Raw genomic sequence first — 13,781 nt, 5'->3', positions numbered from 1 at the left:
ACTTTCACTCGATACGCCACCCGCCAGGCGACCCGCGCGTTCATTTACTTTGATCTGGAGAATTTGCCATGAAAATCGTCGTAATCGGTGGGTCGGGCCTGATCGGATCCCGTCTCGTCACGCTGCTTAGCGAGGCGGGGCATGAGGCAATCGCCGCGTCGCCTCGTACCGGCGTGAACAGCGTGACAGGCGACGGCCTGAGCGACGTGCTCGCGGGCGCGGCTGTCGTCGTGGATGTGACGAACGCGCCGTCATGGGAGCCGCAGGCAGTACTCGACTTCTTCCGCACCTCCGCGCGCAACCTCGGCAAGGCTGAAGTGGCCGCAGGCGTGCGCCATCACGTCGCCCTATCAATTGTCGGCTGCGACCGCACGCCGGAGAACGCCTATTTCACTGCCAAGGTCGCGCAGGAAGAGGTGATCGAAGCAGCGGGTGTGCCGTACACGATCGTGCGCGCAACCCAGTTCATGGAGTTCATCGGCGGTATCGCGGATTACGGCACGGACAGCGGCACGGTGCGCATCGGCGACGGACTGTTCCAACCGATCGCCGCGGACGATGTCGCGGCAAACCTCGCGCAGGCCGCGCTCGCCGCGCCGCTGAACGGCACCGTCGATATCGCCGGCCCGGATCGCGCGCCCTTCGCGGAGATCGTCGCGCGTTACCTGAAATCGGCAGGCGACACGCGCCCGGTGGTGATGGATCCCGATGCGAAGTACTACGGCGGTCGTGTCGAGGAGCAGTCGCTCGTGCCGCTCGGCGACGCGCGGATCGGCCGCATCAGTCTCGATCAGTGGCTGACGCAGGCAAAGAAGGGGTGAATGCCTACGTTTGCCTTGATCGGAGCCGTCGGCCCGATCGGCGTTGAAGCCGAACAAAATTTTCCGGGTCAAGCATGAACACGTCACACAAAGTTGTCGTGGCTACCGGCACATCACCTCACAACGAACCCCCAGTCGCGACCCTCCAATTACTTGACATCTAAACTATCTAAGCCTAAATTATCCCCATCGGCAGCGTTCACATATGGGGAACAAGCATGCGCATCGTTTGTATTGGCGGCGGCCCGGCCGGGTTGTACTTCGGTCTGTTGATGAAGGGCCGTAACCCGGCCTACGATGTCACGGTAGTCGAGCGTAACCGCCCCTACGACACCTTCGGCTGGGGCGTCGTCTTCTCCGACCAGACGCTCGGCAACCTGCGCGCCGCCGACGCCCCCAGCGCCGACGCGATCCTCGACGCCTTTAATCACTGGGACGACATCGAGATCAATTTCCGCGGGCAGCAAATCCGTTCGTCGGGTCACGGCTTTTGCGGCATCGGCCGTAAGCGCCTGCTGAATATCCTGCAAGCGCGCTGCGAGGAACTGGGCGTGAAGCTGGTCTTCGAAACCCAGGTTACGGACGACAGCGTCTACGAAGCCGATCTGATCATCGCCTGCGACGGCGCCAACAGTGCGATCCGTCAAAAGTACGCGGCCACGTATCGCCCCGCCGTCGACATGCGCGATTGCCGCTTCGTGTGGCTCGGCACGAAAAAACTTTTCGACGCTTTCACCTTCGCCTTCGAAGAAACCGAATTCGGCTGGTTCCAGGCGCATGCCTATCGTTTCGACGATCAGACTTCCACCTTCATCGTTGAAACGCCGGAGCGCGTGTGGCGCGCCGCCGGTCTCGACGAAATGAGCAAGGAAGACAGCATTGCCTTTTGCGAAAAGCTGTTCGCCAAGTATCTGGACGGCAATGCGTTGCTGTCGAACGCGGCGCATTTGCGCGGCTCGTCGCAATGGATTCGCTTCCCACGCGTGGTCAACGAAGAATGGGTGCATTGGCGCGGCAACGCGGACGGCACCCAAACGCCTGTCGTCCTCATGGGCGACGCCGCGCATACTGCCCATTTTTCGATCGGCTCGGGTACCAAACTAGCACTCGAAGATTCGATTGAACTCGCCAACAGCATCGGCGCGCATCCCGGCGATCTCGCCGCTGCCTTAAAGCACTATACGGACGTGCGCAGCATCGACGTATTGCGTATTCAGAATGCCGCGCGTAATTCGACGGAATGGTTCGAGCATGTCGACCGCTATACGTCGTTCGAGCCGGAACAATTTGCGTATTCGCTGCTCACGCGCTCGCAGCGCATTTCGCACGAAAATCTGCGTGAGCGCGACGCCAACTATCTATCCGGCTTCGAAGATTGGCTGGCCCGGCGCTCAGGCGTGGAACGCGCGCCGGAGAAGCATTCCGTGCCGCCCATGTTCACGCCCTTCACCTTGCGCGGCGTCACGTTGAAAAACCGCGTGGTGGTGTCGCCCATGGCGCAATATTCGGCCGTCGACGGCATCGCGGGCGACTATCACCTGATGCATCTCGGCGCCCGCGCAATGGGCGGTGCGGCGCTCGTCATGACGGAAATGACCTGTGTCTCGCCCGAAGCGCGTATCACGCCCGCGTGTCCCGGCATGTATGCGCCTGAACATGTCACCGCGTGGAAGCGTATTGTCGATCTCGTGCACCGTCAGTCGGATGCGAAGATCGGCATTCAACTCGGCCATTCCGGCGCGAAAGGCTCGACACGCGTCGCATGGGAAGGCATCGATCAACCGCTGACGGAAGGCAACTGGCCGCTCGTCTCGGCATCGCCGCAACAATATCTGCGCGGCGTCAGCCAGCATTCGCGCGAAGCCACGCAAAACGAGTTGCGCGAAATCGAAGCGCAATTCGTCCGCGCTACGCAAATGTCCGCCGAAGCAGGTTTCGACTGGCTCGAACTGCATTGCGCGCACGGCTATTTCCTGTCGAGCTTTCTGTCGCCGCTGACCAATCAGCGCACTGACGAGTACGGCGGTTCGCTGGAGAATCGTCTGCGCTACCCGCTGCAGGTTTTCAAGGCGATTCGCGCGGTGTGGCCGCAAGACAAGCCGATTTCCGTGCGTATCTCCGCGAACGACTGGGTCGAAGGCGGCACGACGCCCGACGACGCGGTCCAGATCGCGCGAGCCTTCAAGGCCGCCGGCGCCGACATGATCGACGTGTCGTCGGGCCAGGTCAGCAAGGAAGAAAAGCCCGTATTCGGCCGCATGTTCCAGACGCCGTTCGCCGACCGCGTTCGCAACGAAGCGGGAATCGCGACCATCGCGGTCGGTGCGATTTCCGAGGCGGATCACGTCAACAGCATCATCGCCGCAGGCCGCGCGGACCTGTGCGCGATTGCCCGCCCGCATCTGGCCAATCCCGCCTGGACCTTGAACGAGGCCGCCAAGATCGGCTATTTCGACGTGACGTGGCCGAAGCCCTATACCGCGGCGAAATCTCAACTCGAACGCAATCTTGAACGCGAGCGCGCCCAAGCCGCTGCAAACGCGGGTCTGTCGCCGCAAGAACGTGCGCAACGCGCCGAAGGAACCACGTGAACACACTCCATTCGACGCTCGCTGGACAGCACGCGGTGGTCACAGGCGGCGGCAGCGGAATTGGCGCAGCGATTGCGGAAGCCCTGCTACGCGCCGGCGCGCGTGTCACGTTAATGGGGCGCAACGCGGGGCGACTCGACGCGCAGCGCGAGAAATGCAGCGTATTGGGCGACGTGGCTTGCATCAGCGTCGACGTCGCGCAGGAGCACTCCGTTGCCAATGCGTTCCGCGAAGCCGGCGCGGTCGATATCCTCGTCAACAACGCGGGGCAGGCGCAGGCCGCACCGTTCGTCCACACCGACATGGCGCTCTGGCAGCGCATGCTCGACGTGAACCTCACCGGCGTCTTTCTCGGCACGCGCGCGGTATTGCCCGGCATGCTCGAACGCGGTCATGGCCGCATCGTCAACGTGGCGAGCACGGCAGGACAGATCGGCTATGCGTACGTCGCCGCTTATTGCGCTGCGAAGCATGGCGTGATCGGTCTCACGCGTTCGCTTGCGCTGGAAGTGGCGACCAAAGGCGTCACTGTCAACGCCGTGTGTCCCGGCTATACGGAAACAGAACTGCTGCACGCATCGCTTGAACAGATCACCAGCAAGACTTCGCGCACCGAACAGCAGGCGCGCGAAACCTTGCTTCGCTCGAATCCGCAACATCGCTTCGTGAGTCCCGAACAGGTCGCCAATGCAGTGCTTTGGCTCTGCCAGCCCGGCTCGGACGCCGTCACGGGGCAATCCCTTTCCATCTCCGGTGGAGAAGTCATGTGACCAAGTCAACGAACATCAGGAAGCCCGCAGCGGCGGCTGAAACGAAACCGCCGCGCAAAGGCGTCGCCAAACCCGCGGAGAACGTCGTGGACCTCGAAATGAGCACGGGCGCGGATAGTCACATGGGCTTGCGTCTGTGGCTGCGCATGCTGACCACGACCAATCTCGTGCAGGCCGAATTGCGCAAGCGCTTGCGCAACGAATTCGATACCACATTGCCGCGTTTCGATTTGATGGCGCAGTTGGAGCGTCATCCGGAAGGCCTGAAGATGACCGAGCTTTCCCGTCGTTTAATGGTGACGGGCGGCAACATCACCGGCATTACGGATCAGCTCGAGAAAGAAGGACTCGTGTCACGCGACACCGACCCGAACGACCGCCGCTCGATCAGCGTGTGCCTGACACCGGCGGGTCGCAAGGCGTTCGACAAGATGGCGGTCGCGCATGAGCAATGGGTGGTCGAACTGTTCGGTGGTTTGAGCCTCGATGAAAAATCGCGCACTCATCAGCGCCTCGGCAAACTCAAGAAACATCTGCTCGACAGTCTGAAAGACTGATTCGCATCGAAACGAGGAGACATTCATGACACGATCCAACGCCGACGCCCTACTGGCCGGCAACCGCCTCACGTTGGCGAACTATGAAGCGCGGCACTTCGGCTGGTCGGTCGCCGACAAAGTCGCGACGATCACGCTGAATCGCCCTGAACGCAAGAACCCGCTGACCTTCGAGTCGTATGCGGAATTGCGCGACCTGTTCCGGCAATTGACCTATGCGACCGACGTCAAAGCAGTGGTCATTCACGGTGCAGGTGAAAACTTCTGTTCCGGCGGCGACGTGCACGACATCATCGCGCCGCTAATCGATCTGCCCATGCCGGAGTTGCTGCTCTTCACGCGCATGACCGGCGATCTCGTGAAGGCCATGCGCCATTGTCCGCAGCCGGTGATCGCGGCCGTCGACGGCGTTTGCGCCGGTGCCGGCGCCATCCTCGCGATGGCGTCCGACATGCGGCTCGGCACCGCCCGCAGCAAGCTCGCCTTTCTGTTCTCCCGCGTCGGCCTCGCCGGCTGCGATATGGGCGCTTGCGCGATCCTGCCACGCATCATCGGCCAGGGGCGCGCCGCCGAACTGCTCTTCACTGGCCGCTCGGCAAGCGGCGACGAAGGCCACGCATGGGGTTTCTACAACCGGTTGTGCGAACCAGCCGCGCTGCTTGAAGACGCGCAGAAGCTCGCAGCCGATCTCGTCGCCGGTCCGACCTTCGCGCATGGCATCACGAAGAAAATGCTGCATCAGGAATGGAGCATGAGCATCGATGAAGCGATCGAATCGGAAGCGCAAGCGCAGGCGATCTGCATGAGCACGCGCGATTTCGAACGTGCATATAGCGCGTTTGCTGCGAAGTCGCGTCCTGTGTTCGAGGGAGACTGAATTGAGCGCCCACACCGAACCGGATCTGCATAGCGCGCTGGCGTGGCCGTTCTTCAAGCCGCGCCATCGCGAACTGGCCGCGGGTATCGAAGCGTGGTGCCACGCGAATCTCTCGCACCAGGATCACAAGGACGTGGACGCCACCTGCCGTCATCTGGTACGTGAACTCGGCGCGGCGGGCTGGCTGACATATGGCGTGGGCGGCGTAGCCTACGGCGGCCACGGCGACACGATCGACACGCGCGCCGTCTGCCTGCTGCGCGAAACACTCGCCAAACACTCCGGACTCGCGGACTTCGCGCTGGCGATGCAAGGACTCGGTTCGGGCGCCATCTCGCTCGGCGGCACGCACGAACAAAAGACGCGCTATCTGCCGCGCGTCGCCAACGGCACGGCTATCGCGGCGTTCGCGCTGTCCGAGCCCGAGGCTGGATCGGACGTCGCCGCCATGGCGCTCGCCGCTCGTGAAGACGGCGACGCCTACGTGCTCGACGGCGACAAGACGTGGATCTCCAACGGCGGCATCGCCGATTTCTATGTGGTGTTCGCGCGAACCGGCGAAGCGCCGGGCGCGCGCGGCATCAGCGCGTTCATCGTGGATGCGGATACGCCAGGGCTGGAAATCGCCGAGCGCATCGACGTGATCGCGCCGCATCCGCTCGCGCGTTTGCACTTTGCTGGAGCGCGCGTACCGCGCAGTCAGATGCTCGGTGCGCCCGGCGAAGGCTTCAAGCTCGCCATGCGCACGCTGGACATTTTCCGCACGTCGGTGGCGGCGGCGTCGCTCGGTTTTGCTCGTCACGCGATGGCCGAAGGTCTCACGCGGGCCGCCTCGCGCAAGATGTTCGGGCAGACGCTTGGCGATTTTCAACTGACGCAAGCCAAACTCGCACAGATGGCCTTGACCATCGACAGCAGTGCGTTGCTGGTCTATCGCGCGGCCTGGTTGCGCGACCAGGGCGAAAACGTCACACGCGAAGCCGCGATGGCGAAATGGCACGCGAGCGAAGGCGCGCAACAGGTGATCGACGCCGCCGTGCAACTCTATGGCGGCATGGGCGTGCAAAGCGGCACGGCCGTCGAGATGCTGTATCGCGAGATTCGCGCGCTGCGCATTTACGAAGGCGCAACCGAAGTACAGCAACTGATTGTCGGACGCGATCTGTTGAAAGCACATGCTGCCGCCACTGCCGGAGCCCATACGCAATGAGCGCATCTTTCGAACGTCCCGTGCGGATCCGCTTCTCGCATTGCGATCCGGCGGGCATTGTGTTTTTTCCGCAATATCTGGTGATGACCAACGCGCTGGTCGAAGACTGGTTCAACGAAGGTCTGCATATCGACTACGCGCAGATGATCGCGCAGCGCCGCGTCGGCTTGCCGATCGTCAAACTCGATTGCGAGTTTTCGCGGCCGAGCCAGATGGGCGAAACGATCACGCTGACTCTCAAGGTCGAGGCGATCGGCCGTCGCTCGATCAGGATCGAGATTGTCGGCCATTGCAACGGCGAAACCCGCTTCCGCGCGAAACAGGTGCTCGTCACGACTTCGCTGGAAATCGGCACCTCCATTGATATTCCCACCGACATCGCGAGCGCGCTCGCGACGTTCGCCCCACAGCCCGACTCCATTGAGGCGCATCGCTCATGAAAAAAGCTCTTCTCCCCGCCGGTTGGGTCAAACCACGCGGCTACGCGAATGGCGTCGCGGCGACCGGCACGCAGGTGTTCATTGCCGGCCAGATCGGCTGGGACGAACAGGCGCGTTTCCAGACGACCGACTTCGCCGCGCAAGCCATCCAGGCGCTCAAGAATGTGATTGCCGTTTTGCACGAAGCGGGCGGCAAGCCTGAGCACCTGGTGCGATTGACGTGGTACGTCACCGACAAGCGCGAATATCTCGCGTCCTTGAAAGACATCGGCCGCGCGTTTCGCGAATTGATCGGCGACTACGACATCGCGATGAGCGCGGTGCAGGTCGTCGCGTTGATCGAAGACGAAGCGAAAGTCGAAATCGAGGCGACCGCCGTGGTCCCGCAGTAACAGAGCAACAAAGCACACGAAAAGAAACCACCAAGCCAACCGAAGCGCATTTAGCCGGCTCAACGCCCGGGAGACCATGATGGAACCGTCAGCACACGTCGATACCTTCGCGCGCGACAATCTTCCGCCGCAGGATCAATGGCCTGTCTTTCTGCTCGACAACCCTGACGTTGCCTACCCGGCGCGCTTGAACTGCGCGACGGAGTTGCTCGACAGAACCATTGAGGCGGGCCACCGCGATCGTCCCGCGATCTGGTCCGATGTGGACGGCGCCCCACGCGCCACGACGTATGGTGAACTGTTGGCGCTGGTGAATCGCAGCGCGCATGTGCTGGTCGATGAAATGGGGCTAAAGCCCGGCAACCGTGTTCTGCTGCGTGGGCCAAACTCGCTGCATATGGCCGTGACGGCACTCGCGGCGCTCAAGGTCGGCCTCGTCGTGGTGCCGACCATGCCTTTGCTGCGAGCCAAGGAACTGAAACAGATCATCGACAAGGCGCAGGTTAGCGCGGCGTTGTGCGACGCCCGCCTGACCGCCGAACTGGCACGCTGCACCGATCCGCAAGACGAGTTCTATTGCGCAGGCCTGAAGCAAACGCGCCTCTTCCACGACGACGCACCGGATTCGCTCGACACGCTCGCGATCAACAAGCCCGGCCACTTCACCGCGTGCGACACCGCCGCCGACGACGTCTGCCTGATCGCCTTCACCAGCGGCACGACGGGCGCGCCGAAGGGCTGCATGCACTTTCATCGCGACGTCGTCGCCATGTGCGATCTGTTTCCGCGTCATGTGCTCAAGCCCACGTCGAACGATATTTTTTGCGGCACGCCGCCGCTCGCGTTCACGTTCGGCCTTGGCGGCTTGTTGTGCTTTCCGTTGCGCGTGGGCGCTTCCACGGTGCTAATCGAGAAGCTCACGCCCGAGACTCTGCTGCAGACCGTGGAGCGGTTTCACGCGACCGTCATGTTCACCGCGCCGACTTTCTACCGGCAAATGGCGCCACTGGTCGCGCACCACGACATTTCGACCTTGAAGAAGACCGTATCGGCGGGAGAAGCGTTGCCCGATTCGACGCGGCGACTCTGGCACGACGCGACCGGTATCGACATGATCGACGGTATCGGCGGCACCGAGTTGATCCACATTTTCATTTCGGCGCAGGGTGACGAGATTCGCCCGCATGCGATAGGCCGCGCCGTGCCGGGATACGTGGTGCAGGCCGTGGATGACAACATGCAACCGGTCGCGCCTGGCACGATCGGCAAGCTCGCGGTACGTGGCCCGACCGGCTGCCGCTATCTCGCCGACGAACGGCAAATGAAGTTCGTGCGCGACGGCTGGAATCTGCCCGGCGATTCGGTCTATCTCGACGAGGACGGCTATGTGTTCTACCAGGCGCGCGCAGACGACATGATCGTCTCCGCCGGCTACAACATCTCCGGCCCTGAAGTGGAAAGCGTCTTGCTGCAACACGACGCGGTGTCCGAATGCGGCGTGATTGGCGTGCCCGATGAAACCCGCGGCCAGATCGTCAAAGCGTTCGTCGTGGTCAATCCCGGTTACGTAGCGGACGGCAAGCTGGTCGCGCAACTACAGGATTTCGTGAAAACTAGCGTGGCGCCGTATAAGTATCCACGCGAAATCGTTTTCGTCGATGCACTGCCGCGTACCGAAACCGGCAAGCTCAAACGGTTCGAGTTGCGTACGATGGATTAGTGCGCATTTCCCGGGCAACCATCCTGCACGGGAGCGCAGACTCACCGCATGGCCGCCACTTTCATGGCGGCCATGTCGATCAATCCGCGAACGATTAAACGTTCGATATGCGGTCGATGGCGAGATCGAGAAACGCCCGCAATCTGCCCAACCTGCGCAGATCGCGATGGTAGCCAAACCACACGTCTCGTCCTGGCGGCGCTTCCCCAAGATCGATTCGTTCAATGCCGGCGGTGTTGTCGCCCAACGGGCAAGGCAGAACAGCCAGCCCACCTCGTTCCGCGCACATGCGCGCCTGCGCCTCGCGGTTGTTGCTGCCGAAAGCCACATGCGCGTTCGGCAAAACTTCACGCAGCCATTTCACGTCGGGTAGCGTTTCAAAGGCGCTGTCCATGGTGAGCAGCGCGTATCCCGCACCGTCGCCGCGCTGCGGCGGCACGATGTTCAACGGGCCGTACAGCGCGTAGTCCATTTTGATGAACTTGCGCTGGATGACGTCGGCTTCATCGAACGGCGTGATCCGGAATAGCAGATCGGCGTCGCGACGCGCCAGATTGAGCCGCCGCGAATCGGTCACGAGTTCGATCGACACCAACGGGTTCACACGCAGAAACTCCGCGACGACCGGCGTCAACACATGCACGCCAAACCAGTCCGACGACGAAATCCGCAGCAAGCCGGTAAGTTGCTGTTGCTTCCCCGCTAACGCGCGCTCGAACGCGCGCGCTTCGTCTTCCATCCGCTCGGCAGTGGCGAGCACGGCGGAGCCCTCTTCCGTCAGCACGAAGCCGTCCGCTGTGCGCTGGAACAGCGTCTGCCCGACCGATGCCTCCAGCATCCGCAGCCTGCGGCCGATAGTCGGCTGGGTCTGGCCAACCTGCCTTGCGGCGCGGCCCAACGTTCCCTCGCGGGCAATTGCCAGAAAGATCCGAACGTCGTTCCAGTCCATATAAACCCATGCAATTTTGTTTAGACAACGTGCAAAAACGTCGATTTACATACTTTCTCGCATGAACCACTATTAATCAAGCCGTTCCGGCACACCATCGAGAGAAATGTCATGACTATTCAAGCGCTTGTGCTCAACCGTTACAACGGTCCTCTGGAACTCACCGACCTCCCGACGCCGACAGCCGAACGCGGCCAGGTCTTGGTGCGCGTGAAGGCTGCCGGCCTCAATCCGCTGGACACCAAAATCCGCTCGGGTAACGCCGCGCATGCGAAGCACCCGTTGCCGCTGGTGCTTGGCATCGACATGGCCGGGACTGTCGAGGCAGTCGGCGAAGGCGTGAGCGGCTTCAACGTCGGCGATGACGTATACGGCATGACCGGCGGTGTGGGTGGCTTGCAGGGCTCGCTCGCCCAGTTCCAGGCCGTGGACGCACGATTGCTCGCTCATAAGCCGAAGAATCTCTCGATGAAAGAGGCCGCGGCGATTCCTTTGAGCTTCATCACATCCTACGAAGGCATCGCGGACCGGGCGAAGTTGCAGGCGGGTCAAACGGTGCTCGTGCAGGGCGGCGCAGGAGGCGTCGGCCATGTTTCGGTTCAGCTGGCGATTGCGATGGGCGCACAGGTCTTCGCGACGGTCAGCGCAAAGGATCTGGACGTGATCAAAGCGTATGGCGCTACGCCAATTGACTATCGTGCGAACTCGGTCGAAGCGTATGTCGAAGCGTTGACCCAAGGCGAAGGGTTCGATCTCGTCGCCGATACCGTGGGTGGCGCTTCACTCGATGCTTCGTTCAAAGCCGTTAAGCAATTTGGTCACGTTGTCAGCGCATTGGGCTGGGGAACGCATGCGTTGGCTCCGTTGTCTTTCCGTGAGGCCACGTATTCGGGTGTCTTTACGCTGTCGCCGCTGCTCACCGGGAAACATCGCGAGCACCACGGCGACATGCTGCGCATAGCGGCTCGACTCATCGAGGAAGGCAAGCTGGTGCCGAAGCTGGACTCACGTAGTTTCGACTTCGGCAACGTGGAGCTTGCTTACCAGTCGATTGTCGATGCGACGAACACCGGAAAGATCGTGGTCGACGTGGACTAAGAACCAGGCGGGAATGTACCGTACGACGAAACGGGTCGCGCATTCGCGGGATTTCGGGAAAAATAGCGAGGCGTCGTAGAGATACCCTCGCGTCATCGTTATGCCGGTGCATTGCCGCATACTGAAATCGGCAAGCTCGAACGCTTCGAGTTGCAGACGATGGCCTAGCCCACATTCCCCAAGCAATCATTTTGCGTGGGATCGCTTTGCATGGGAGACACACCGCATGGCCGCCTCTTTCATCGAAGTCGTCGCCCAGGATGGCGGCCGGTTCAACGCCTACGTCGCGCGTCCGGCGCAAGGGTCGGGACCGGGACTCGTGCTGCTGCAGGAAATTTTCGGCATCAACGACACCATGAAAGCGACGGCCGACCGCTTCGCCGAAGAAGGTTACGTCGTGCTGGTGCCGGACCTGTTCTGGCGGATCAAACCGGGCATCGAGCTCGGTTATGGCGAGGCCGACATGAAACAGGCGCTCGATTATCTTGGCCAGTTCGACACAGACCTCGCCGTCGACGATATCGCCGCCACCATCGCGGCGTTGCGCACCCTGCCCGAACAGGCCGGCAAGGTAGGCACAGTGGGTTACTGTCTTGGCGGCAAGCTCGCGTTCCTGAGCGCCGCGCGCACCGATATCGACTGCGCGGTCAGCTACTACGGCGTGGGCCTCGAAGCGTATCTGGATGAAGTGCCGGCGATTCGCTGCCCGATGGTGTTTCACTTCCCCGAAAACGACTCGCACTGTCCGCCGGCAACCCGCGAACGGATCAGCGCGGCGTTACGTACGCGGCCGCAGATCGAGCAATACGTGTACCCCGGTTGCGATCACGCGTTTGCCGCGCCGTCGCGCCCGCAATACGACAAACCCGCCGCGATGATGGCGTATTCGCGCACGCTCGCGCTGCTGCGCAAAGTGCTGGGGCCGGTCTACGATCTCAACGCGCTGTGGGAAGCTCACTGCTATTACGAGTTCGCCACGCGCGACGTGGACGCCGTCATGCCGACCATGGTCGCGCAGCCCTACGTCAATCACGTTCCGACCATGACCGGCGGTGTCGGCCATGACAACCTCAAGCGCTTCTATACGCATCACTTCGTCAACTCGAATCCCGCCGATACGAAGCTGATTCCGATTTCGCGCACCATTGGCGCGGATCGTATCGTCGATGAATTCATTTTTAGCTGCACGCATAGCTGCGAGATCGACTGGTTACTACCGGGCGTCGCACCAACCGGTAAGTATTTCGAGGTGCCGATGCTGGCTGTCGTGTGTTTTCGCGGCGACAAGCTCTATAACGAGCACATCTATTGGGATCAGGCTTCCGTACTCGTGCAGGTCGGCTTGCTGAACCCCGAGGGACTGCCGGTCGCCGGAATCGAAAGCGCGCGCAAGCTGCTCGACGAAACGCTGCCGTCCAATCAGTTGATGGGCGCCAAATCACGCGTGTGAGCTGCGACTAGAGGCCTGCCTCTGCACAACGTCCTTATGATGTGACACTTCATTGGCCAACATCCCCCGACCCATGCTGACCGTTCATCATCTGAACAACTCCCGCTCGCAACGCGTCTTGTGGCTGCTCGAAGAACTTGGCGTTCCCTATGAGATCAAGCGTTACGAGCGCGATCCGAAAACGATGCTCGCGCCGCCCGAGTTGCGCGCGGTGCATCCGCTCGGCAAGTCGCCCGTCATTACCGACGATGGCCAGACTATCGCCGAGTCGGGCGCGATCATCGAATACCTGATCGACAAATACGGGCAGGGACGCTTTACTCCGGCACCTGCCACGCCGGAGCGGCTGCGTTATACCTACTGGCTGCACTACGCGGAAGGTTCGGCGATGCCGCCGCTGCTGCTCAAACTCGTCGCGCTGCGCATTGCCAGCGCGCCGATGCCGTTCTTCGCCAAGCCGATTGCGCGCAAGATCGCCGCCACACTGCAATCGAGTTTTATCGATCCCCAGTTGAAGCTGCACCTCGGCTATATCAACCAGGAGTTGAGCAAGACCGGCTGGTTCGTCGGCAACGACTTCACGGCGGCGGACGTGCAAATGAGTTTTCCGCTCGAAGCCGCCACGGCGCGCGGCGGCATGGAAGGCCAGATTCCCGCGGTGGTGGATTTTCTCAAACGCATTCATGCAAGACCGGCTTATCAGCGGGCGCTGGAACGTGGCGGCAAGTACGAATTGCTTGGCGGCGATTGAGATCTGCGCGGCCCTGGAAATCGTAGTTGTGGGCCAAAAGTCGCGGATGCTAGACTGGAAAATCCCATTGTCGGCAACGCGTGTCGTCAAGCGCGTTTTTGACGACACGTTTTGTTAGCGCGTTTTGTTAGCGCGTTTTGTTAGCGCGTTTTGTT

Annotated in this window: 13 protein-coding genes; 12 read left to right on the top strand and 1 reads right to left on the bottom strand. The window is 61.6% G+C overall.

Annotation, left to right across the window (positions count from 1 at the left end):
- Window positions 1-68: 68 nt before the first annotated feature.
- From AC57B1_RS30275 to AC57B1_RS30235, 9 genes are all read left to right on the top strand, one after another.
- The gene (locus tag AC57B1_RS30275; protein ID WP_496419537.1) at window positions 69-821 is read left to right on the top strand and encodes an SDR family oxidoreductase; all 753 of its coding nucleotides are present in this window, start codon (window positions 69-71) and stop codon (window positions 819-821) included.
- A gap of 218 nt (window positions 822-1,039) precedes the next feature.
- A complete protein-coding gene (locus tag AC57B1_RS30270; protein ID WP_496419536.1) occupies window positions 1,040-3,412 on the top strand; it encodes a bifunctional salicylyl-CoA 5-hydroxylase/oxidoreductase in 2,373 nt (790 codons plus the stop codon).
- Window positions 3,409-4,182, top strand: coding sequence for an SDR family NAD(P)-dependent oxidoreductase (locus tag AC57B1_RS30265; RefSeq protein ID WP_496419535.1), 774 nt, complete (start codon window positions 3,409-3,411; stop codon window positions 4,180-4,182). Before AC57B1_RS30270 ends, AC57B1_RS30265 begins: the two co-directional genes overlap by 4 nt.
- Window positions 4,179-4,739, top strand: a complete 561-nt coding sequence (locus AC57B1_RS30260; RefSeq protein WP_091805774.1) for a MarR family winged helix-turn-helix transcriptional regulator — start codon at window positions 4,179-4,181, stop codon at window positions 4,737-4,739. Before AC57B1_RS30265 ends, AC57B1_RS30260 begins: the two co-directional genes overlap by 4 nt.
- Window positions 4,740-4,764: 25 nt before the next feature.
- A complete protein-coding gene (locus AC57B1_RS30255) occupies window positions 4,765-5,616 on the top strand; it encodes an enoyl-CoA hydratase family protein (RefSeq protein ID WP_091805771.1) in 852 nt (283 codons plus the stop codon).
- Between the two features lies 1 nt (window position 5,617).
- Window positions 5,618-6,826: an acyl-CoA dehydrogenase family protein gene (locus tag AC57B1_RS30250; protein WP_496419534.1), complete on the top strand. Its 1,209-nt coding sequence runs from the start codon at window positions 5,618-5,620 to the stop codon at window positions 6,824-6,826.
- Entirely contained in the window at window positions 6,823-7,266 is a 444-nt protein-coding gene (locus AC57B1_RS30245; RefSeq protein ID WP_091805765.1) for an acyl-CoA thioesterase, read from the top strand. The genes AC57B1_RS30250 and AC57B1_RS30245 overlap by 4 nt, the downstream gene beginning before the upstream one ends.
- Window positions 7,263-7,658, top strand: coding sequence for a RidA family protein (locus AC57B1_RS30240; protein ID WP_091805762.1), 396 nt, complete (start codon window positions 7,263-7,265; stop codon window positions 7,656-7,658). Before AC57B1_RS30245 ends, AC57B1_RS30240 begins: the two co-directional genes overlap by 4 nt.
- Window positions 7,659-7,737: 79 nt before the next feature.
- On the top strand, window positions 7,738-9,378 hold the full coding sequence (locus AC57B1_RS30235; protein ID WP_496419779.1) for an AMP-binding protein: 1,641 nt from the start codon (window positions 7,738-7,740) through the stop codon (window positions 9,376-9,378).
- A gap of 94 nt (window positions 9,379-9,472) precedes the next feature.
- Here the strand turns inward: AC57B1_RS30235 and AC57B1_RS30230 are convergent, their stop codons facing one another.
- Window positions 9,473-10,327, bottom strand: a complete 855-nt coding sequence (locus tag AC57B1_RS30230) for a LysR family transcriptional regulator (RefSeq protein WP_496419533.1) — start codon at window positions 10,325-10,327, stop codon at window positions 9,473-9,475.
- 111 nt (window positions 10,328-10,438) lie between these two features.
- Here AC57B1_RS30230 and AC57B1_RS30225 point away from each other — a divergent pair, with 111 nt between their 5' ends.
- From AC57B1_RS30225 to AC57B1_RS30215, 3 genes are all read left to right on the top strand, one after another.
- A complete protein-coding gene (locus AC57B1_RS30225) occupies window positions 10,439-11,425 on the top strand; it encodes a zinc-dependent alcohol dehydrogenase family protein (protein ID WP_496419532.1) in 987 nt (328 codons plus the stop codon).
- A gap of 226 nt (window positions 11,426-11,651) precedes the next feature.
- Window positions 11,652-12,875 (top strand): dienelactone hydrolase family protein, encoded by a 1,224-nt coding sequence (locus tag AC57B1_RS30220; protein WP_496419531.1) that lies wholly within the window; start codon window positions 11,652-11,654, stop codon window positions 12,873-12,875.
- A gap of 73 nt (window positions 12,876-12,948) precedes the next feature.
- Window positions 12,949-13,626, top strand: a complete 678-nt coding sequence (locus tag AC57B1_RS30215; RefSeq protein WP_496419530.1) for a glutathione S-transferase — start codon at window positions 12,949-12,951, stop codon at window positions 13,624-13,626.
- The last annotated feature ends 155 nt before the right edge of the window (window positions 13,627-13,781 follow it).

This window comes from Paraburkholderia sp. BGA-UO-ETr-F21 (genome assembly GCF_059567925.1).
The sequence above is the reverse complement of the archived record's forward strand: the minus strand, read 5'-3'. Positions and strand labels throughout refer to the sequence as shown.